Here is a 20,879-nt window from a genome sequence, read left to right as displayed (position 1 = left end):
TCCAGGGCGCGCCCATGTCACCCTGGCCCCATGCCCGAGGGAGACACCGTCCACCAGGCCGCCCGGCGGCTGCACAGCGCGCTCGCGGGCCGTGTCCTGACCCGCTCGGATCTACGCGTGCCCCAGTACGCCACGGCCGACCTCACCGGCCGGACCGTCCTGGACGTCACCGCCCGCGGCAAGCACCTCCTCACCCGTATCGAGGGTGGCCTCACCCTGCACTCGCATCTACGGATGGACGGGGCCTGGAAGGTCTACGCCCCCGGTGAGCGCTGGAGCGGCGGCCCTGCCCATCAGATCCGGGCGATCCTCGGCACCGTCGAGCACACCGCCGTCGGCTACCGCCTACCTGTACTCGAACTGCTCCGCACCCAAGACGAGACTCAGGCCGTAGGCCACCTCGGCCCCGACCTCCTGGGCCCCGACTGGGACCAGGAGACCGCCGTGCGCAACCTTCTCCAGGACCCCGCGCGCCCGCTCGGCGAGGCCCTGCTCGACCAGCGCAACCTCGCGGGCATCGGCAACGTGTACAAGTCCGAGCTGTGCTTCCTGGCCGCCACCACTCCCTGGTTCCCGATCGGCGAGCTCCCGACGGCCACCGTCGAACGCCTGGTCACCGCCGCCAGAAGACTCCTCGAGGCCAACCGTGACCGCCCCGCCCGCAGCACGACCGGCCGACGCGACCCCCGCCTGTACGTCTACGGGCGCGTGTCCCGCCCCTGTCTGCGCTGCGGCACCCCGATCCGCACCGCGAACCAGGGCGCCCCCGCCCGCGACCGCCCGACCTACTGGTGCCCCCGCTGCCAGCTCGGCCCCACCCCGTAGCCAGGCGACCCGCCCCGTCGCCCCCATCAATCCCGTGCAGGTAATTGACGACCCGTCAGAAGACCTCGTACGGTCCGGTCATGCCCGTCAAGGCGTACGACCTCACCGGCCGCACCGCGTTCCTCACCGGCGCAGCGAGCGGCATAGGCCGCGCGAGCGCGATACTCCTCGCCCAGGCGGGCGCCACCGTGCACTGCGCGGACCGCGACGAGATCGGCCTGCACGAGACCGCCGCCACGATCAAGGCCACGGGCGGCACGGCGTACACCCACCCACTGGACGTCACCGACCGCACCCAGCTCAAGACCGCGATCAGCCAACCGGAACGGCTGGACATCATGGCGGCGATCGCCGGTGTCATGCACAGCAGCCCGGTCCTGGAGACCCGGGACGAGGACATCGACCGCGTGTTCGCGGTCAACTTCAAGGGCATCCTGTACGCCTGCCAGGAGGCGGCCCGCCGGATGATCGCCACCGGAACCCGCGGCAGCCTCATCACCATGGCCTCTGGAGCCATCGACACCGGCGCCCCGGGCCTGCTCTGCTACGGCGCCTCCAAGGCGGCCATCGTCCAGCTCACCAAGACCCTGGCCATCGAGATCGGCCCGCACGGCATCCGCGTCAACGCCGTCGCCCCGGGCTGGGTCCGCACCCCGATGACCGAGCGGCACAACAACAGCGAAGCCCAGGCCCACACCGCGGCGCTGATGTCCCGCAGGTCACCGCTGGGCCGAGTCGGCGAGCCTGAGGACATCGCGCACGCCGTCCTGCACCTGGCATCCGACGCCTCGCCCTTCACGACGGGCCAGATCCTGCGTCCGAACGGCGGCGTCGCCATGCCCTGGTAGCCGGCTTCGGCACACAGTGCAGGGGCAGCAGGCTGAGCCCCCATCCCCCCACCGCGACCGCGCCCTCCACCACCCCCGACCGCTCAGGCACCACAGCCAGCCGCAGCACGGCCCACCACCACACCGCGCCAAGCCCCAGCGCCAGCGGCACCACCAGCGCCCGGGGTATGGACCACCGCCGCAGTCCGCGCCACTCCATAGAGCCTCCTCCGAAGAGCCTCCCCCGACCGAAGACCGACGACCGACGCTAAGCCCGCGCGATCACCGGGCGGGAGGGCGCACAGGAGGCACTGGGGGCACTGGAGGCGCTGGAGGCGCTGGGCGCTCCGCAAGCACCCAAAGCGCTGTCAGCCGTTCTCGGCCTGAAACATCCAATGATGCTTCTCAAGATCCGCCGTGATCCCGATGAAGATGTCCTGACTCACGGGGTCCGGCTCCCCGGTCGCCCCGACCCGATCCCGCATCCGCGCGATCACCGCACCCAGCGCGTCGACCAGGGCACCCACCGCGTCCGTGTCCTTCACCCACCCCCCGGACACCGCCCCGATTCCGCTGCTCTGCGCCACCGTCGCCACCCGCCCGTCCGGAGACACCCCGAGCGTCGAGGCCCGCTCCGCGACCGTGTCAGAGTGCCGCCGGGCCGAGTCCACGACCTCGTCGAGCTGCAAATGTACGGAGCGGAAGCGCGGGCCGACCACGTTCCAGTGGATCTGCTTGGCCACCAGCGAAAGGTCCACCAGGTCCACCAGCGCCCCCTGCAGCGCCTCGGAGACCGTCTTCAGATCCGCGTCGGGGAGCGGGCTCTTCACAACGTACATACGGCTTCCTCCAACCGTCAGCACTTCCCCGAGTACTCACTAACCATGACACAGCGCTCACTACCGGTCATATCGACTCAGAGAAGCCCAGATCGGAGGCGCCCAGACCAGAGACGCCCAGATCAGACGCCAAGGCAAGCAGCGCCCCCGGCCCGGGCATGCGAAAACCCCGGCCGAGAGCCCCGGCCGGGGTTCACACACAAGCGATCGTCAGGCTGCGACGACGTCTACTGCTTCGGCGGGTGCCTTGATCGTGACGCGTTCCGGTGGGACACCCGTTACGGACACCGCGTTGAGCATCGGTCGCACCCTCGCCGGTACGGACTCGCGCACCGGCTCGGCCGCGGCCGAAGCGGCCAGTTCGGCGAGCGAAAGCTCGTCGCTGACTTCGCGCATGAGCTCGGACATCCGTACGTCAAGCGCGTCGCAGATCGCGGAAAGCAGCTCGGAGGAAGCCTCCTTCTGCCCCCGCTCCACCTCGGAGAGATAGCCGAGTGAGACTCGGGCGGACGAGGAGACTTCGCGCAGAGTACGGCCCTGGCGCTGGCGCTGCCGACGCAGCACGTCACCCAGCAGGCGACGGAGCAGAATCATCGGTGGCTCCCTCCTCGGACCGTGTAACCGCATCCTTCATGCACCACCGTACCGCCTCGCGACGCGGCCGTGCGGGGAGCGATGTCGTGTTCACTCAGGGCTGTAAACATCAAATCCCCCCGTGTTGTTCCGTATCCTGTGCCCGCACATTCTTGATCAGTTCGCCTGACGCTGTGGTCAGCTCCGCCGCGAGCAGCTGGAAAACGCTCCGTACACTCTCTCTACGGATTTCCGCGCGGCTGCCGTTCAACCGCAATCGGACGACTTTCCCACCCACCAGAGAGCCGGAACCAGCCATCCCGGATACCGTCTCGGCCATCCCGGATACCACCTCAGGTGTCCCTCCGGCCACAGCGACATAGACCGTACCGACCTGCTGCCCGTCCTGTGGCTCGGGGCCGGCGACGCCAGTGGTCGCGATCCCCCAGTCCGCCCCGAGCACCCGGCGTACGCCCTGGGCCATCTGCCGTGCGACCTCGGCGTCCACCGCGCCGCGCTCGGCCAGGAGGGTGCGGTCGACCCCGAGCAGCCGCTGCTTGAGCTCGGTCGCGTACGCGGTCACCGACCCCCGGAAAGCCTTCGACGCACCAGCGACCCCGGTGAGCTCCGCCGCGACCAGGCCGCCGGTCAGCGACTCGGCGACGGCAAGGGTCTCCCCCCGCGCGACCAGCAGCGCAAGCACCTCAGCGGCATCCGAGGCCTCAACGGCATCCGAGCCCCCGGCGCCACGCGCGGCCCCCGCCTCACCCGGCCTCACGCCGACTGCTCCGCCGCCCGCCCGCTGCGCCGCAGCACCACGGCCTGCCGCACATAGTCGAGCCCGGTGGCCACGGTAAGGACCACGGCCACCGCCATCACCCAGAACCGCAGCGTGGCCAGCGGCCCGGTCAGCGCCAGGATGTACATGCCCACCGCGATGCCCTGCAGCAGCGTCTTGAGCTTCCCGCCCCGGCTGGCCGGGATGACGCCGTACCGGATCACCCAGAACCGCATCAGCGTGATCCCGAGCTCCCGCCCGAGGATCACTCCGGTCACCCACCAGGGCAGATCGCCGAGCCAGGACAGACAGATCAGCGCGGCCCCCATGATCGCCTTGTCAGCGATCGGGTCCGCGATCTTGCCGAAGTCCGTGACCAGGTTGTACGTACGCGCCAGATGTCCGTCGAAGAGGTCCGTGATCATCGCCACGGCGAACGCCGCCCAGGCGAAGGAGCGCCACGCGGGGTCGTATCCGCCCGCCGCCAGCATCAGCATCACGAAGCCCGGTACCAGCAGCAGCCGCACCATGGTGAGGATGTTGGCGATGTTCCACAGGCTGGCCTGGTTGACGGCCGCAGCGCCCAGCTTGCCACCGCCGGCCACCGGCTTCCGGCCGGTTCCGCCCGCCGCGGACGCGGGGACTTGGGTCATCTGCCCGCCTCCTCAGCGCCTTCCAGCGGTTCGGCCACCAGGTCGACACCTTCCGTACCGACCACCTTCGCCTCGACCATACGACCGACGGTCAAGCCCTCGCGGGTGGTGAACACGACCTGCCCGTCGGTCTCCGGCGCCTGGTGAGCGGCGCGGCCCACCGCGCCGTCCTCGCCGTCGACGGACTCGACCAGCACCGACAGGGTCTCCCCGACCCGCTCGTCGGCTCGCTGCGCGGTCAGTTCCTCCGCGAGCCGCGAGACGCGGGCCAGCCGCGCGGCGACCACGTCCTCGCCCAGCTTGTTCTCGTACGTCGCCGCTTCCGTGCCGTCCTCGTCGGAGTAGCCGAACACGCCGATGGCGTCCAGCCGCGCCCCGGTGAGGAACCGCTCCAGCTCGGCGACGTCGTCCTCGGTCTCACCGGGGAAGCCCACGATGAAGTTCGACCGCACTCCGGCCTGCGGAGCCTTGGCACGGATCTGGTCCAGCAGCTCAAGGAACCGGTCGGTGTCGCCGAAGCGGCGCATCGCCCGCAGCACGCCGGGCGCGGAGTGCTGGAAGGACAGGTCGAAGTACGGTGCGACGTTCGGCGTCGAGGTCAGTACGTCGATGAGGCCGGGCCGCATCTCGGCGGGCTGCAGGTAGCTGACCCGTACCCGCTCGATCCCGTCGATCTCGGCCAGCTCGGGCAGCAGCGTCTCCAGGAGCCTGATGTCACCGAGGTCCTTGCCGTACGAGGTGTTGTTCTCGGAGACCAGCATGACCTCCGACACGCCCTGCTCGGCCAGCCAGCGCGCTTCGTTCAGCACATCGCTGGGCCGCCGCGAGATGAAGGACCCGCGGAAGGAGGGGATGGCGCAGAAGGAGCAGCGTCGGTCACAGCCGGAGGCCAGCTTCACGGAGGCGACGGGCGACGCGCCCATCCGGCGGCGCAGCGGCGCCCGCGGGCCAGAGGCCGGGGCGAGCCCGTCCGGGAGGTCCTCAGGCTGGTTCTCAGGCTCCTGGGCGTGGCCGGGCAGCGCCACGTCGGGGGCGTCCTGCCGCTCGGCCGGGCTGATCGGGAGCAGCTTGCGCCGGTCGCGCGGGGTGTGGGCGGCGTGGATGCCGCCGCTGAGGATGGTCTGCAGGCGGCCGGAGATGTCGGCGTAGTCGTCGAAGCCGAGCACTCCGTCGGCCTCGGGCAGCGCCTCGGCGAGCTCCTTGCCGTACCGCTCGGCCATACAGCCGACGGCGACCACGGCCTGCGTCTGGCCGTGGTCCTTGAGGTCATTGGCTTCGAGCAGGGCGTCGACGGAGTCCTTCTTGGCCGCCTCGACGAATCCGCAGGTGTTGACGACGGCGACATCCGCGTCCGCGGCGTCCTCGACGAGCTCCCAGCCGTCCGCCTCCAAGCGGCCTGCGAGCTCCTCCGAGTCCACCTCGTTACGGGCGCAGCCAAGAGTGACGAGAGCGACGGTACGGCGTTCGGGCATGGGGCCAAGCGTACGTGGTTATCGTCCCGGTCCCCGCCGCGAGGGCGGCGACGCGGTCAGGGGCGTACGTCACAACGTCCCGGCAGTCGATCAGGCACCCCCGTCAAACCGCCCGTCAGGCACCCCGTCAGCCACTCCGTCAAGCGCCCGGTCAGACGGACGGCTCAGCCGCCCGGTCAGACGGACGGCTCAGCCAACTCCGGGCTCGTCCTCCGGGTCGTCCTTGGTGTAGGACAGCCGCTCGACCTGCCCCGGCTTGAACTCGTCCTTGATCTCCTTGCCGTTCACGAAGAGCTTGATCGCGCCCGCGTTGCCGAGTACGAGGTCGATCTGCTGCTTGTCCGTGAAGGACTTGGACTCGCCCTTTTTGAGGAGGCCGTCGAACATCAGCCGGCCGTTGTGGTCCTTGGCCGAGATCCAGCTCCGGTCGTCCGCGGCGCTCACCAGCACGGTGACCTTGTTCTTGGGGGCGCCCGCGATCGCGCTGGCCGCCGGGTCCGGCTTGGGGTCGGCTGGCTTGGCCGGGGTGGGTGTCGGCTCGGGCTTCGGTGAGGGCGAGCCGCCGGCCACCGGGTCCTTCGCCTGCTGGCCGCTGTCGTCGCCGCTGAAGAGCGTGAAGCCGACAAAGCCGATCACGGCGACGATGGCCGCGACCATGGCAGCGGTCCAGTTCGGACGGCGTCGTTCGGGTCTGATCCGCTCGGCTTCGAACAGCGGTGCCGCCGGTGTCGGCGCGGGGCGCCCGCCGTGCTCCCCGTCGTACTGGTCGAGGAGCAGGGCGGGGTCAAGGCCGACGGCGCGCGCCAGGGTCCTGATGTGCCCACGGGCGTAGACATCGCCGCCGCAGCGGGAGAAGTCGTCCTGCTCGATCGCGTGGATGATGGGCGCGCGCACCCGGGTGGTGCCGCTGACTTCGTCAACGGTCAGCCCGGCGTCGATGCGCGCACGCCGGAGCGTGTGCCCCACCGAGGGGCGGTCGGCCTCGATGGCGGCTTCGGCGGTGGCGTCAGGCGACGCGTCGGGCGACGCTGCGGCCGCGGCCGAAGGGTCAGTCGAGGCGTCAGCCGAAAGCTCAGCCGAAGGGCGGTCGTCTTCAGGGGAGTTGCCGATGGACACGGGGAGGCCTTTCGAGCGTGTAACCACCTGCTGGAGGTTCAGTCTAGAGGGGGTACGAAAGGGTGGGGCAACCGGGCGGGTGCACTTTGTACGCCATCGGAATGGCCGGACATCCCACTGGACATCCCGATGCTGGGGCATTATCCCGCCCCGCTGCCCAACTTGACGTCAAGCGAAGGGAAACGGTTGCTCGCCGTCCCCTTACGGGTGAGCCTCCCCCCGGATGACCGCGAGCACGCCATCCAGATCGTCCGGTTTGACGAGGACATCCCGAGCCTTGGACCCTTCGGTCGGCCCGACGATGCTCCGCGACTCCATCAGGTCCATCAGCCGCCCGGCCTTCGCGAAGCCGACGCGCAGCTTGCGCTGCAGCATCGACGTCGACCCGAACTGGGTGGATACCACCAGCTCAGCGGCCTGGCAGAGCAGATCGAGGTCGTCACCGATGTCCTCGTCGATCTCCTTCTTCTGCTTGGTGCCGACCACCACGTCGTCCCGGAAGACCGGGGTCATCTGATCCTTGCAGTGTCGTACGACGGCCGCGACCTCATCCTCGGTCACAAAGGCGCCCTGCATACGGGTCGGCTTGTTCGCGCCCATCGGCAGGAACAGCCCGTCGCCCTTGCCGATCAGCTTCTCGGCGCCCGGTTGGTCGAGGATGACCCGGCTGTCGGCGAGCGAGGAGGTCGCGAAGGCGAGCCGGGACGGCACGTTCGCCTTGATCAGACCGGTCACCACGTCCACGCTGGGCCGCTGCGTCGCGAGTACCAGGTGGATACCGGCGGCGCGGGCCAGCTGTGTGATCCGCACGATCGAGTCCTCGACGTCGCGCGGGGCGACCATCATCAGGTCCGCGAGCTCGTCGACGATCACCAGCAGATACGGGTAGGGCTGCAGCTCCCGCTCACTGCCTTCGGGTGAGCTGACCTTGCCGCTGCGCACGGCCGCGTTGAAGTCGTCGATATGCCGGAAGCCGTACGCGGCGAGGTCGTCGTAGCGCAGATCCATCTCGCGCACGACCCACTGCAGCGCCTCCGCGGCCCGCTTGGGATTGGTGATGATCGGCGTGATCAGGTGCGGAATGCCCTCGTACGCGGTGAGCTCCACCCGCTTGGGGTCCACCAGCACCATCCGGACGTCCTCGGGGGTCGCCCGGACCATGATCGAGGTGATCAGGCAGTTGATGCAGGACGACTTTCCGGAGCCGGTGGCACCGGCGACCAGGATGTGCGGCATCTTCGCCATGTTCGCCATGACGTAGCCGCCCTCGACGTCCTTGCCGAGCGCGACCAGCATCGGGTGGTCGTCCTCGGCGGCGTCGGCCAGGCGCAGCACATCCCCGAGGTTGACCATCTCGCGGTCGGTGTTCGGGATCTCGATGCCGACCGCGGACTTGCCGGGGATGGGGCTGATGATCCGGACGTCGGGGCTGGCGACGGCGTAGGCGATGTTCTTGGTGAGCGCGGTGATCCGCTCGACCTTCACGGCCGGGCCGAGCTCGACCTCGTAGCGGGTGACGGTGGGGCCGCGGGTGAAGCCGGTGACGGCCGCGTCGACCTTGAACTCCCTGAAGACGTTGGTGAGCGAGGCGACGATCGCGTCATTGGCGGCGCTGCGCGCCTTGCCGGGGCCGCCGCGCTCCAGGAGGTCGAGTGAGGGCAGCGAGTAGGTGATGTCACCGGAGAGCTGGAGCTGTTCGGCACGGGGCGGCAGGTCGCGTGGCGCCTCGGGGGCGGCCTTGGTCAGATCGGGGACGGCGGAGTCGGCGGCCTTGCCCTGAGCGGCGCCACGGGCCTTCGGCCGCGCGGTCGGCATGGCTCTGCGCTCGGGCTCCGGGTCGCGCTCTGACTCGGGCCGCTCCCCGGCGACGCCCTGGGTCAGATCGGCGACCAGCGGGGAGGGCGGCATGCCGTGCATGACCGCACCGTCCAGGGCCGCGGCGGCGGCAGCCGCGACGTCGACCGCGTCCATCGGCCGGTCGAGTTCCGCCTTGGCGCCCGTACGGCGCGGCCTGCGCCGCTTGGTGAGCGCCGCCTCCTCCGCCTGATCCGGGTGGTACGCGTCCGGGGCCGGGGGGGCGGCGGCGGTGCGGCGGCGCTGCTTGGCGGGCAGGGCCGTCCGCCACTGCTCGTCGTAGCGCTCGTCGTCCGTGGCGTACCCGCCGGAGTGCTCTGCCAGGTCGGCCTCGATCAGGCCGAGCCGCTGGCCGAGCAGCCGCAGCCGCTGCGGGATGGCGTTCACGGGGGTCGCGGTGACCACCAGCAGTCCGAAGACGGTCAGCAGTACCAGCAGCGGTACGGCGAGCATCTCGCCCATGGTGGAGATCAGCGGCCGGGAGGAGGCCCAGCCAATGAGCCCACCGGCATCTCTTATGTCCTGGACGCCCTCGCCGCGGCCGGGGGCGCCGCAGGCGATGTGGACCAGGCCGAGCACTCCGAAGACCAGCGCGGAGAGGCCGATCACGATACGGCCGTTGGCCTCGGTCTTCTCGGGGTGTCGGATGAGACGTACGGCGATGGCCCCGAGGAGTAGCGGCGCCAGCAGGTCGAGCCTGCCGAAGGCGCCGGTCACCAGTGTCTCCACCAGATCGCCGACGGGACCACGCAGTTGGGACCAGGTGCCGGCGGCGACGATCAGGGCGAGACCGAGGAGCAGCAGCGCGAGCCCGTCCTTGCGGTGCGCGGGATCGAGGCCTTTGGCACCGCGCCCGACACCGCGGAACGCCGCCCCGACGGCGTGTGCGAGACCGAGCCAGCAGGCGCGCACGATCTTGTAGAGGCCGCTGGTGGGGTTCGGGGGTGGCGCCGACGCCGGCTTCTTGGCCGGGGCCTTCTTCGCCGGGGCCTTCGCCGGAGCCTTCTTCGGAGCGGCCGCCTTCTTCGCGGGAGCCTTCTTGGCTGCGGACTGACGTGAGGCCATGGGGGTGAGGTTACCGGTGGAGGCGACGGTCGACACATGTGCCCACCGCTTCACCCTTTCGTGTCGCCCCGGTCCCGGCGGGAAACTGACGCGACCTCACCCGCGTGGCAGCCACCCGCGGGGGCGGGTGACCCGTGTCAGTTCCCCGACGACAGCCGGTCAGTTCTGCGACGGCAGAGCGGCCGTCCCGGCTCCGGTGCCTGGCTCGAGCGCGTCCAGCGCCCTGCGCAGGCCGGTCAGTTTGCGCTCCAGGTGGGCAGCCGTGGCGACTGCCGCCGCGTCGGCCGCGTCGTCGTCCAGCTGCTTGGACAGTGCCTCGGCCTGCTCCTCAACGGCCGCGAGCCGCGCGGAGAGTTCGGCGAGCAGCCCGGCGGGCTCCTGGCTGTTCCCGATCGCCGCCTGGTCGGTGCCCTCAAGCTGGAGCCGCAGCAGTGCCGCCTGCTCGCGCAGTTGGCAGTTCTTCATATACAGCTCGACGAACACCGAGACCTTCGCCCGCAGCACCCACGGATCGAAGGGCTTGGAGATGTAGTCCACCGCACCCGCCGCGTAGCCACGGAAGGTGTGGTGCGGACCGTGGTTGATCGCGGTGAGAAAGATGATCGGGATGTCGCGGGTCCGCTCGCGGCGCTTGATGTGCGCCGCGGTCTCGAAACCGTCCATGCCCGGCATCTGGACATCCAGCAGAATGACCGCGTAGTCGTCCGTGAGCAGTGCTTTGAGCGCTTCCTCCCCGGACGATGCCCGTACCAGTTTCTGATCGAGCGCAGAGAGGATCGCCTCCAGCGCCAGCAGATTCTCCGGCCGGTCATCGACCAGGAGGATCTTGGCCTTCTGCACCATGGCCCGTCCTCCTCGCCCCGGCATCGCACCGGTCGCCGCCCCAGGGGACGACTCTCTTGCGCCGCCCGTCCTTGTGCCGGTCATCGTAGCCGCACCCCACCTGTCGCCACACCCTGTCACCGTGATGTCACTGTGCACGTAGCAGAAACGTAGTGGGAGACCAGAAGGTTCCCCGAATATCGCCCTCTTACACGAGGTCGACCACGTTCTGTCAGCAACTCCCCCGGATTCGTACGCGAGGTGTAGGCGATCCGCTCACTCACCCGTCACGCTTCGCTCATCCACCGCTCCATCACCGAGAGCAGATGATCAGGGTCAACCGGCTTCGTCACATAGTCGGAAGCGCCGGATTCCAGGGCCTTCTCCCGGTCGCCCTTCATCGCCTTCGCGGTGAGCGCGATGATCGGCAGCCCGGCGAACTGCGGCATCCTGCGGATCGCCGTCGTCGTCGCGTACCCGTCCATCTCCGGCATCATGATGTCCATCAGCACGACCGTCGCGTCGTCGTGCTGCTCCAGGACCTCGATGCCCTCACGGCCGTTCTCCGCGTACAGCACCGAAAGGCCGTGCTGCTCCAGCACGCTGGTCAGCGCGAAGACGTTGCGGATGTCGTCGTCGACGATCAGCACCTTCTCTCCGTGGAAGCGGAAGGTACGACGCTTGCGAGGGGCTGGTCCGTCATCGGGCGTGGGCTGCGTCACTCCCGCTCCCGGCTGCTGCCCCGGCAACGCGGGCCGCTGCTCCGAGGCCCGCAGGGCGGACCTGCGGTGGCGCCGGAACAGCAGACCGGACTCCTCCCCCGCGTCCGTCTCCGGCGCGCCCTCCGGCTCGCTGCCGGTGTCCGCGGCGCGCTCCGCCTCGACCGCCGCCGACGCGGGCTCCTCCGGTGTCCGGTCCCGGGAGTCCGCCGCGCGAGCCGCGGCCGGCGGCAGCTGCGGATAGCCCTGGGGCGGCAGCTCGCTGGGGTGCAGCGGCAGGTAGAGCGTGAACGTGGAGCCGCGCCCCGGCTCGCTCACCGCGTGGATCTCACCGCCGAGCAGACGGGCGATCTCCCGGCTGATGGAGAGCCCAAGGCCGGTGCCGCCGTACTTGCGACTGGTGGTGCCGTCCGCCTGCTTGAACGCCTCGAAAATCACCCGCATCTTGCTGGAGGCGATACCGATGCCGGTGTCGGTGACCGAGTACGCGATCAGGTCGGCGTCCGCGTCCCGCAGCGAGCCCGCCTCCAGCAACTGCTCACGGATCTCCGTGGGCACGTCCGTGTTGGCGGTTCTGATGACCAGCTCGACGGCCCCGCTGTCGGTGAACTTCACGGCGTTCGACAGCAGGTTCCGCAGCACCTGCAGCAGCCGCTGCTCGTCCACATGCAGCGTCGCGGGCAGCTCGGACGACACCCGTACCGAGAAGTCCAGCCCCTTCTCCGCGGTGAGCGGCCTGAAGGTCGCCTCCACGTAGTCGACGAGCTGGACGAGGGCGATCCGGGTCGGGCTGACGTCCATCTTGCCCGCCTCGACCTTCGCCAGGTCCAGGATGTCGTTGATGAGCTGGAGCAGATCGGACCCGGCCCCGTGGATCGTCTCGGCGAACTCCACCTGCTTACGGGAGAGGTTGCCCTCGGCGTTGTCCGCGAGCAGCTTCGCGAGGATGAGCAGCGAGTTCAGTGGCGTACGCAGCTCATGCGACATGTTCGCCAGGAACTCCGACTTGTAGCGCATCGAGACGGCGAGTTGCTCGGCGCGCTCCTCCAGAACCTGCCGGGCCTCCTCGATCTCGGTGTTCTTGACCTCGATGTCGCGGTTCTGCCGGGCCAGCAGCTCGGCCTTCTCCTCCAGTTCGGCGTTGGATACCTGCAGCGCCCGCTGCCGGTTCTCCAACTCCTCGGACCGCTCCCGCAGTTGCTCGGTCAGTTCCTGCGACTGCTTGAGCAGCAGCTCGGTCTTGGTGTTGACGCTGATGGTGTTGACGCTCGTCGCGATCATCTCGGCGATCTGGCTGAGGAAGTCCCGCTGGATCTGGGTGAACGGCTGGAACGAGGCCAGCTCGATCACCCCGAGCACCTTGTCCTCGAAGAGCACCGGCAGCACGATCACCTGGGCGGGCGGGGCCTCACCAAGCCCCGAAGCGATCTTCAGATAGCCGGACGGCGCGTTCTCCACCAGGATGGTGCGCTTCTCCAGCGCGGCCGCGCCGATCAGTGTCTCGCCTGGCTTGAACGAGGTCGGCATGGACCCCATCGAGTAGCCGTAACTGCCCAGCATGCGCAGCTCGTACGCCTCGTCATCGCCCTCGGCCACCACGTCAGAGCCCTGCTCGGTCGGCGTCGCCACGAAGAACGCGCCGTGCTGCGCCGAGACCACCGGGGTCAGCTCGCTCATGATCAGCCCGGCCACGTCGTCGAGGTCGCGACGGCCCTGCATCAGGCCGGAGATCCGGGCGAGGTTGCCCTTGAGCCAGTCCTGCTCCTTGTTGGCGATCGTGGTGTCGCGCAGATTGGCGATCATCGTGTTGATGTTGTCCTGCAGGACCTGGATCTCGCCCGCCGCGTCCACGTCGATCTTGAGGTTGAGGTCACCGCGGGTCACCGCGGTGGCGACGGCGGCGATCGCGCGGACCTGCCGGGTGAGATTTCCGGCCATCTCGTTCACGGACTCGGTGAGGTCACGCCACGTACCGTCGACGTCCCGGACCCGCGCCTGGCCGCCCAACTGGCCTTCGGTACCCACCTCTCGGGCCACCCTGGTGACCTGGTCGGCGAAGCTGGAGAGCTGGTCGACCATGGTGTTGATGGTGGTCTTCAGCTCAAGGATCTCGCCCCTCGCGTCGATGTCGATCTTCTTGGTGAGGTCGCCCTTGGCGATCGCGGTGGTCACCATGGCGATGTTGCGGACCTGTCCGGTCAGGTTGGAGGCCATGCCGTTCACGGACTCCGTCAGGTCCTTCCACGTACCGGAGACGCCCGGAACGCGCGCCTGTCCGCCGAGGATGCCGTCCGTACCCACCTCGCGGGCCACCCGCGTCACCTGGTCGGCGAACGACGACAGCGTCTTCACCATGGTGTTGACGGTGTCGGCGAGCTGGGCGACCTCGCCGCGCGCCTCGACCGTGACCTTCTTGGTCAGGTCACCGTTGGCGACGGCCGTGGCGACCTGGGAGATGTTCCGCACCTGGCTGGTCAGGTTGTTGGCCATCAGGTTGACGTTGTCGCTGAGGTCCTTCCAGATGCCGGTGACGCCGGGCACCCGCGCCTGACCGCCGAGTTGGCCCTCCGTGCCCACCTCGCGGGCCACGCGCGTGACCTGCTCGGCGAACGACGACAGCTGGTCCACCATCGTGTTGACGGTGGTGACCAGTTCGAGGATCTCGCCCTTCGCGTCAACGGTGATCTTCTTGGAGAGGTCGCCCATCGCGACCGCCGTGGTGACCTCGGCGATGTTCCGCACCTGCAGGGTGAGGTTGTTCGCCATGCCGTTCACGGACTGGGTGAGGTCCTTCCACGTACCAGAGACCCCCTGGACCTCCGCCTGACCGCCCAGGATGCCGTCGGTACCCACCTCGCGGGCCACCCGCGTCACCTGGTCGGCGAAGGCGGACAGCTGGTCCACCATCGTATTGAGGGTGTTCTTCAGCTCCAGCATCTCGCCGCGCGCGTCCACGTCGATCTTCTGCGACAGATCACCACGCGCCACCGCCGTCGCGACCTGAGCGATATTGCGCACCTGGGCGGTGAGGTTGCCCGCCATGCCGTTCACCGAGTCGGTCAGATCACGCCACACACCGGCCACTCCCGGCACCTGCGCCTGACCACCGAGCCGCCCCTCGGTGCCCACTTCGCTGGCCACCCGCGTCACCTGGTCGGCGAAGGCCGACAGCTGGTCGACCATGGTGTTGATGGTGTTCTTCAGCTCAAGGATCTCGCCGCGCGCGTCCACGTCGATCTTCTGCGACAGATCACCACGCGCCACCGCCGTCGTCACCTGAGCGATCTGCCGCACCTGCGAAGTCAGGCTGCCCGCCATGAAGTTGACGGAGTCGGTCAGTTCCTTCCAGGTACCGGATACGCCGGGGACCCGCGCCTGGCCGCCGAGGCGGCCCTCCGTGCCCACGTCACGCGCCATCCGCGTCACCTGGTCGGCGAAGGCGGACAGCTGGTCCACCATGGTGTTGACGGTGTTCTTCAACTCCAGCATCTCGCCCGCGACATCCACCGTGACCTTCTGCGACAGATCACCGTTGGCGACCGCCGTCGTCACCTGCGCGATGTTCCGGACCTGCCCACTGAGGTTACGGAAGGCGGTGTTGACCGAGTCGGTCAGGTCCTTCCAGGTGCCCGCCGCGCCCTGCACCTCGGCCTGGCCGCCCAGCTCACCCTCGACACCGATCTCCCGCGCCACCCGGGTGACTTCGGCGCCGAACGCCTGGAGCTGGTCCACCATCGTGTTGACGGTGTTCTTCAACTCCAGCATCTCGCCCGCGACATCCACCGTGACCTTCTGCGACAGATCACCGTTGGCGACCGCCGTCGTCACCTGCGCGATGTCCCGCACCTGCGTGGTGAGGTTGCGGAAGACCGTGTTCACCGAGTCGGTCAGGTCCTTCCAGGTCCCGGCCGCGCCGGGCACGTTCGCCTGACCACCCAGCTGTCCCTCGGCACCGACCTCGTTCGCCACCCGGGTGACCTCGTCCGCGAACGTCCGCAGCGTCTCGGTCATCTGGTTGATCGTCTCGGCGAGCTGGGCGACCTCGCCCCGTGCGCTCACCGTGACCTTCCGCGACAGGTCGCCGCTCGCGACCGCCGTCGTCACCTCGGCGATCCCCCGCACCTGCGCGGTCAGATTGCCCGCCATCAGGTTCACCGAATCGGTGAGGTCCTTCCACACCCCGGCCACACCCGGCACCTGTGCCTGGCCGCCGAGCTCCCCTTCGGTGCCCACCTCACGAGCGACCCGCGTCACCTCGGAGGAGAAGGAGGACAGCTGGTCCACCATCGTGTTGACGGTGTTCTTGAGCTCCAGCATCTCGCCGGCCACATGGACAGTGACCTTCCGTGACAGATCGCCCTTGGCGACCGCGGTCGTCACGAGAGCGATGTCACGCACCTGGGCCGTGAGGCGGTACGCCATGGTGTTGACGGAGTCCGTGAGGTCCTTCCACGAACCCGACATTCCCCGCACCCGGGCCTGCCCGCCCAGCTTCCCCTCGGTGCCCACCTCGCTGGCCACCCGGGTCACCTCGTCGGTGAACCGCGACAACTGGTCGACCAGGTTGTTGACCGTACGCCCGACCTTGAGGAACTCCCCGCGCAGCGGGTGCCCGGCGCCGTCCGCCCGCTGCGCCCGCAGCTCCATCCGCTGCTCAAGATCGCCCTCGGCGACCGCCGACAGCACCCGGCCGACCTCGGACACCGGGCGTACGAGATCGTCCACCAGCGCGTTCGACGCGTCGATCGCCGCCGCCCAGGACCCCTCACCGGCCCCGTGCTCCAGTCGCTCCGTGAGTTTTCCCTCACGTCCGACCACCCGACGCACCCGCGCCAGCTCACCGGTCAGGTGCAGATTTCGGTCAGCGACCTCGTTGAACACGGCGGCGATGTCCGCCATGACGCCGTCATTGGACACCGTCAGCCGCTTGCGGAAGTTTCCGTCCCGCATGGCCACAAGGCCCGCCAGAAGCCTGTTCAGCGCCGCGGTATCCACCTCGGTGGTCCCGCTGCCCTGACTGTTCCGGGACGGGCCGCCTTTCGCCCGCGTGCTGGTGCCACGCGTCGCTGCGCCAGACTCCACTGTGTCCCTCCCGCAAGGGTCGACCGTACTACTCGGGTTGTTCAGGCCATCTATCTGAGCTTGCCCAGTGTTTCACCCTGCTCGAACCAGGCCATAACAGTTCGGCAGCTTGGTACCGTCCGTGCACTCTCCGGACGGAAACACTGACGACCGGCATCCGCATGGACGGCGAAGGTAAGTAACCTGGCATCCGGCTGTCCAACCACCCCGGTCCGCCCGGCCTGGGCGGTGGCTTGAGATCGACGGGCAATCGGAGGGGCGGCCGCACCATGAGTACGGGAGATCTCAGTGTCGAAACCCGGACAAGGAGTTCTGTGATCACCGCGCGGGCGGCAGCCAGTTTTGATCCCGTCGGGCGCTCGGTAGCGACCGCCCGCGGTTTTGTCCGCGACACCCTACAAGGGTGGGGTTTCACGGACGTCATTGACGACGCGGTCGTCCTCACCAGCGAACTGGTGACGAACGCGGTCGTACACGCGGGCACCACCGCTGAGGTGTGCTGCCTGCGCTCCGAAGACACCGTACGCATCGAGGTCGCCGATCGCTATCCAGAGCGCGAGATCCCCCTCCAGCAGTCCGCCAGCAGCATGGGCAGCCCTGACCGCGAGGGCGGCCGCGGCCTCCAACTGTGCGCGGCCCTGGCTACCCGCTGGGGCGTTGAGTACACCCCCACGCACAAAGAGGTCTGGTTCCAGCTCGACCTCCCCGACCGCCCCATCGGCACCCGCAGCGCGGGCCCGCCCCTGCCCGTGGACCTGCTCCCCCGCGCCGATGGCCGGATTCGTGTCGCCGTGGTCCAGATCGACCGTAACGGCTCGGTCACGTCCTGGAGCGAGGACGCGGACGCTCTATTCGGCTATGCGGCTGAGCAGGTCACCGGCAAGCAGTTCACCGACTTCGCGGCCTGGCCGCACACCCCGGGCACCGGCACCGGCATCGCCGAGGCGCTCCAGCTCTCCCGCTGGGAGGGCAGCTACGGCCTCCGCGGCGCCGACGGCCGCGTCATCCCCGTATACGCCGCACATCTGCGCGTGCGGGACAGCGACGGCGAGCCCTCGACCCTCTGCCTGCTGGTCCGCGAGAACGAACGCGCCGTCCTGCAGACCCCGACCCGCGGCCCCGCGTCGGACGCCGCCAGCGGCCAGGAGGGCCAGGGCCGCGACCCCTTCGACACGTTCATCGGTTCACCCGCCCCCGACGACCTCGACGGTCTGCTCCAGCGCACGGTCGAGCGGTCCCGCGACATGCTCGACGGTGACGCCGCCTTCCTGCTGCTCGCCACCGACGACGAGACAGAGCTTGAGGTACGCGCCTCCACCGGCCTGCCGTCGGTCCGCCAGCGCTTCGCCCGCGTCCCCGTGGAGGCCGGTACGGGACGCTACGGCTCGGCCCGGATGCCCACCGTCCACGAGGACCTGGCCACCGTCCCGGACGCCGCCCCGCTGCTGAACGGCACGGGGATGCGCTCGGTGGTCACCGTCCCGCTCAAGGTCGAAGGCCGACTCACCGGCTCACTGGGCGTCGCCGCCGAATCCCCCGGGCGGTACACGAACGAAGAGGCCATGCGCCTCCAGTTCGCCGCCGACCGCATCGCGCTGGCCGTGGAGTCGGCCCGCCTCGGCGAGCTGGAACGGCTCCGCCGCGGCTCCCTCTCCTTCCTCGTCGAGGCCTCCGACCTCCTCGCCGGAACGCTGGACCGCGACCAGACCCTGGCCCTGATGGCCCAGATGACAGTCCCGACCCTCGCCACCTGGTGCGCCGTCTATACGATCGCGGACCAGTCATCAGACCCGTACCTCTCCTATGTCCTGCACGAGGACGAGGAACGCATCGACGGCCTCAAGGCCCTGCTCTCGCGCATCGATCCCCCCGACCCGGTGCCCACACCCGGCGCCCGCATCTGGAACGCCCCGTCCGACGCCGCCCACCAGGCGGCCCTGCGCTCGTCCATGCGCAGCCTCGGCCTCGGCGAGCCGGCCCAACTCGGCATCGGCACCACCCTCACCACCGCGGCCGCGGTCGGTGGTGAGACGGTCGTTCTGCCCCTGGTCGCCCGCAACCGCGTCATCGGCATGCTGACCCTGGGCAAGCCCTCGGACGAACACTTCCGTCAGGAGATCCTCGAGCTCGCCGAAGACCTCTCCCGACGTGCCGCACTCGCCCTCGACAACGCGCGCCTGTACTCAGAACGCATGGCCATCAGCCAGTCACTGCAGCGCAGTCTGCTGCCCCCGGGACTTCCTCAGGTCCCCGGCGTGGAGGTCGACGTCATCTACCGCGCCGCGGGCGAAGGAAACGAAGTCGGCGGCGACTTCTACGACCTGTTCCCGATCCGCGACGGCGCGTACGGCTTCGCCATCGGCGACGTCTGCGGTACGGGCCCCGAGGCGGCTGCGGTCACCGGACTGGCCCGGCACGCCCTGCGGCTGCTCGCCCGCGAGGGCTTCGGCGGCCCCGCCGTCCTGGAACGCCTGAACGCGGCGATCCTCGACGAGGGCGCCCGCAGCCGCTTCCTGACGCTCCTGTACGGCGAGTTGTGGCCCCAGGAGGACGGCAGCGCGATCCTCAAGATCGTCTGCGCCGGACACCCGCTCCCGCTGCGTCTTCGCCAGGACGGCACCGTCGAGCCGTACGCGGAACCACAGCCGCTGCTCGGCGTCATGGAGGACCTGGAACTCTACGAGCAGACGGTGACCCTGGACCCGGGCGACGTCCTGCTCTGCGTCACGGACGGCGTCACCGAACGCCGCGAGGGCACCCGGATGCTCGGCGACGACGGCCTGGCCGACGTCCTGACCACCTGCACGGGCCTCACCGCCGGGGCGGTCGCCGCCCGCATCATGCGCGCCGTCGAACGCTTCGCCAGCGATGCCCCGTCCGACGACATGGCCATCCTGGCGATGCGCGTACCGGAGCCCCCGTCGAGCTGAACTCGGGGCATCCCGGGGGTCTCTCGGGACGCCCCCGGGATACCCCCGGGCACACAGATAAGGCCTCCGCCCGAATCGGGCGAAGGCCTTATCTCACTGAGCCCCCAAACGGAATCGAACCGTTGACCTTCTCCTTACCATGGAGACGCTCTACCGACTGAGCTATAGGGGCCTGCTGCTTGGCGGGTTTTCCGCGCGGCAACGGGATAGATCATACCCCGAACACCCCGGTGTGCCGAATCGCCCCGGACCGGAAGCGGCTACCGCCTCAACAGGCCTGTCTAGAAGGCAGGCTGAAGCAATCCACCAAGCATGTTGCAGACCGAGACGATCCGCTGCAGATCCCGCCGCGCGAGCGTCGCCCCGACCGGCAGGGCCAGGGTCTCGTCGGCCGCACGCTCGGTCTCCGGCAGGACGACGTCCCGACGGTAGTCGGGCAGGCGATGCACCGGCGTCTTCACCGGAACCCGGCAGTCAACCCCCTTGGCCCGTACGGCCCGCGCGAAGGCGTCCCGATCCGGCCGCCCGTTCCCCGGCACCCGCACCACGTATTGCCGGTACGTATGCCCCTCGACCGGCACCGGCGTCACCACTCCCGCGAGCCGCGCGGTCAGATACTCGGCATGCGCACGCCGCCAAGCCGTGTCGGCTGACGTCTCGACCCCGTCGGTCCGTTCCATGACGAGGAGGCCATGCCTGAGCCCGACTTCACCCAACAGCCTCATGTCCGCAGGGTGTCCGAAGCGGTGTACGGCGATCACCGCCGCCGTCCGCGATGTCACAGCCGCGGCTACCGCCCCGGCATCGAGGCAGTACGTCGCCGGGTCCACGTCAGCGAACACCGGCAGCGCCCCCGTCAGCGCGACGGCCTCGGCCATCTCGGCGTTCCCGTACGCGGACACGATGACCTCGTCACCGAGTCCGACGCCTGCGGCTCTGAGCAGCTCAACTGTCCCCATGCCTGGGATGCTCGCTGCGCAACGTGAACATCAAGTGACCAAAAGCAAAAAGACGCTGGTCCCCGAACCGAAGTTCGGGGACCAGCGTCCTTTTAAGATTAGTTCGGCGGCGTCCTACTCTCCCACAGGGTCCCCCCTGCAGTACCATCGGCGCTGTAAGGCTTAGCTTCCGGGTTCGGAATGTAACCGGGCGTTTCCCTCACGCTATGACCACCGAAACACTATGAAACTGTCAACCGCACCACGCTCTGTGACAAACGTGGGGTTGTTCGTGGTTTCAGAACCAACACAGTGGACGCGAGCAACTGAGGACAAGCCCTCGGCCTATTAGTACCAGTCACCTCCACCCGTTACCGGGCTTCCAG

The 20,879-nt window shown here is 69.2% G+C and carries 14 protein-coding genes, 1 tRNA gene and 1 rRNA gene; 3 read left to right on the top strand and 13 right to left on the bottom strand.

All coding sequences use genetic code 11. The features are described from left to right. The first annotated feature begins 30 nt into the window (after nt 1-30). Nucleotides 31-825 carry an Fpg/Nei family DNA glycosylase gene (locus tag GCN81_RS21770; RefSeq protein WP_156726340.1) on the top strand — a complete coding sequence of 265 codons (795 nt, stop codon included), beginning with the start codon at nt 31-33 and terminating at the stop codon, nt 823-825. 80 nt (nt 826-905) lie between these two features. Continuing rightward, nucleotides 906-1,673, top strand: a complete 768-nt coding sequence (locus GCN81_RS21765) for an SDR family NAD(P)-dependent oxidoreductase (RefSeq protein WP_156726339.1) — start codon at nt 906-908, stop codon at nt 1,671-1,673. Here GCN81_RS21765 and GCN81_RS33020 read toward each other — a convergent pair. The 10 genes from GCN81_RS33020 to GCN81_RS21720 form a co-directional block, all read right to left on the bottom strand. Then, nucleotides 1,621-1,872, bottom strand: coding sequence for a hypothetical protein (locus GCN81_RS33020; RefSeq protein WP_231626899.1), 252 nt, complete (start codon nt 1,870-1,872; stop codon nt 1,621-1,623). The two genes, GCN81_RS21765 and GCN81_RS33020, sit on opposite strands and share 53 nt — an antisense overlap. A gap of 148 nt (nt 1,873-2,020) precedes the next feature. Then, nucleotides 2,021-2,491: a Dps family protein gene (locus tag GCN81_RS21760; protein ID WP_156726338.1), complete on the bottom strand. Its 471-nt coding sequence runs from the start codon at nt 2,489-2,491 to the stop codon at nt 2,021-2,023. Between the two features lie 210 nt (nt 2,492-2,701). Further along, complete coding sequence (locus GCN81_RS21755) at nt 2,702-3,085, bottom strand: helix-turn-helix domain-containing protein (protein WP_156726337.1); 384 nt, start codon at nt 3,083-3,085, stop codon at nt 2,702-2,704. 109 nt (nt 3,086-3,194) lie between these two features. Further along, nucleotides 3,195-3,842: a CinA family protein gene (locus GCN81_RS21750; RefSeq protein ID WP_156726336.1), complete on the bottom strand. Its 648-nt coding sequence runs from the start codon at nt 3,840-3,842 to the stop codon at nt 3,195-3,197. Beyond that, a complete protein-coding gene (gene pgsA / locus GCN81_RS21745; RefSeq protein ID WP_156726335.1) occupies nt 3,839-4,495 on the bottom strand; it encodes a CDP-diacylglycerol--glycerol-3-phosphate 3-phosphatidyltransferase in 657 nt (218 codons plus the stop codon). The genes GCN81_RS21750 and pgsA overlap by 4 nt, the downstream gene beginning before the upstream one ends. Further along, nucleotides 4,492-5,967, bottom strand: a complete 1,476-nt coding sequence (rimO, locus tag GCN81_RS21740; protein WP_156726334.1) for a 30S ribosomal protein S12 methylthiotransferase RimO — start codon at nt 5,965-5,967, stop codon at nt 4,492-4,494. The genes pgsA and rimO overlap by 4 nt, the downstream gene beginning before the upstream one ends. A gap of 189 nt (nt 5,968-6,156) precedes the next feature. Then, nucleotides 6,157-7,083 (bottom strand): helix-turn-helix domain-containing protein, encoded by a 927-nt coding sequence (locus GCN81_RS21735; protein WP_231626898.1) that lies wholly within the window; start codon nt 7,081-7,083, stop codon nt 6,157-6,159. A gap of 201 nt (nt 7,084-7,284) precedes the next feature. Further along, entirely contained in the window at nt 7,285-10,038 is a 2,754-nt protein-coding gene (locus tag GCN81_RS21730; RefSeq protein ID WP_156726332.1) for a DNA translocase FtsK, read from the bottom strand. Nucleotides 10,039-10,161: 123 nt separating this feature from the next. Further along, a complete protein-coding gene (locus tag GCN81_RS21725) occupies nt 10,162-10,845 on the bottom strand; it encodes a response regulator (RefSeq protein WP_156726331.1) in 684 nt (227 codons plus the stop codon). 266 nt (nt 10,846-11,111) lie between these two features. Continuing rightward, on the bottom strand, nt 11,112-16,625 hold the full coding sequence (locus GCN81_RS21720; RefSeq protein WP_197287746.1) for a HAMP domain-containing protein: 5,514 nt from the start codon (nt 16,623-16,625) through the stop codon (nt 11,112-11,114). A 269-nt stretch (nt 16,626-16,894) separates the two neighbouring features. Here GCN81_RS21720 and GCN81_RS21715 point away from each other — a divergent pair, with 269 nt between their 5' ends. Next, nucleotides 16,895-19,555 carry a SpoIIE family protein phosphatase gene (locus GCN81_RS21715; RefSeq protein WP_156726330.1) on the top strand — a complete coding sequence of 887 codons (2,661 nt, stop codon included), beginning with the start codon at nt 16,895-16,897 and terminating at the stop codon, nt 19,553-19,555. 99 nt (nt 19,556-19,654) lie between these two features. On the opposite strand, the gene GCN81_RS21710 is transcribed toward GCN81_RS21715, so the two are convergent. From GCN81_RS21710 to rrf, 3 genes are all read right to left on the bottom strand, one after another. After that, nucleotides 19,655-19,727 (bottom strand) — tRNA-Thr (locus GCN81_RS21710). A gap of 109 nt (nt 19,728-19,836) precedes the next feature. Next, nucleotides 19,837-20,514 (bottom strand): DegT/DnrJ/EryC1/StrS family aminotransferase, encoded by a 678-nt coding sequence (locus GCN81_RS21705; RefSeq protein ID WP_156726329.1) that lies wholly within the window; start codon nt 20,512-20,514, stop codon nt 19,837-19,839. 101 nt (nt 20,515-20,615) lie between these two features. After that, a 5S ribosomal RNA gene (rrf, locus tag GCN81_RS21700) occupies nt 20,616-20,732 on the bottom strand. Nucleotides 20,733-20,879 lie beyond the last annotated feature (147 nt).

The organism is Streptomyces apocyni, assembly GCF_009739465.1.
GTDB lineage: Bacteria > Actinomycetota > Actinomycetes > Streptomycetales > Streptomycetaceae > Streptomyces > Streptomyces apocyni.
This window is presented reverse-complemented; position numbering and strand designations above follow the sequence as displayed.

What these genes read in the sequence shown, in the direction of transcription:
- GCN81_RS21770 (WP_156726340.1), top strand. Translation starts at nt 31, where the DNA reads ATGCCCGAGGGAGACACCGTCCACCAGGCCGCCCGGCGGCTGCACAGC.
- GCN81_RS21765 (WP_156726339.1), top strand. Translation starts at nt 906, where the DNA reads ATGCCCGTCAAGGCGTACGACCTCACCGGCCGCACCGCGTTCCTCACC.
- GCN81_RS33020 (WP_231626899.1), bottom strand. Translation starts at nt 1,872, where the DNA reads ATGGAGTGGCGCGGACTGCGGCGGTGGTCCATACCCCGGGCGCTGGTG.
- GCN81_RS21760 (WP_156726338.1), bottom strand. Translation starts at nt 2,491, where the DNA reads ATGTACGTTGTGAAGAGCCCGCTCCCCGACGCGGATCTGAAGACGGTC.
- GCN81_RS21755 (WP_156726337.1), bottom strand. Translation starts at nt 3,085, where the DNA reads ATGATTCTGCTCCGTCGCCTGCTGGGTGACGTGCTGCGTCGGCAGCGC.
- pgsA (WP_156726335.1), bottom strand. Translation starts at nt 4,495, where the DNA reads ATGACCCAAGTCCCCGCGTCCGCGGCGGGCGGAACCGGCCGGAAGCCG.
- rimO (WP_156726334.1), bottom strand. Translation starts at nt 5,967, where the DNA reads ATGCCCGAACGCCGTACCGTCGCTCTCGTCACTCTTGGCTGCGCCCGT.
- GCN81_RS21725 (WP_156726331.1), bottom strand. Translation starts at nt 10,845, where the DNA reads ATGGTGCAGAAGGCCAAGATCCTCCTGGTCGATGACCGGCCGGAGAAT.
- GCN81_RS21715 (WP_156726330.1), top strand. Translation starts at nt 16,895, where the DNA reads ATGAGTACGGGAGATCTCAGTGTCGAAACCCGGACAAGGAGTTCTGTG.
- GCN81_RS21705 (WP_156726329.1), bottom strand. Translation starts at nt 20,514, where the DNA reads ATGGGGACAGTTGAGCTGCTCAGAGCCGCAGGCGTCGGACTCGGTGAC.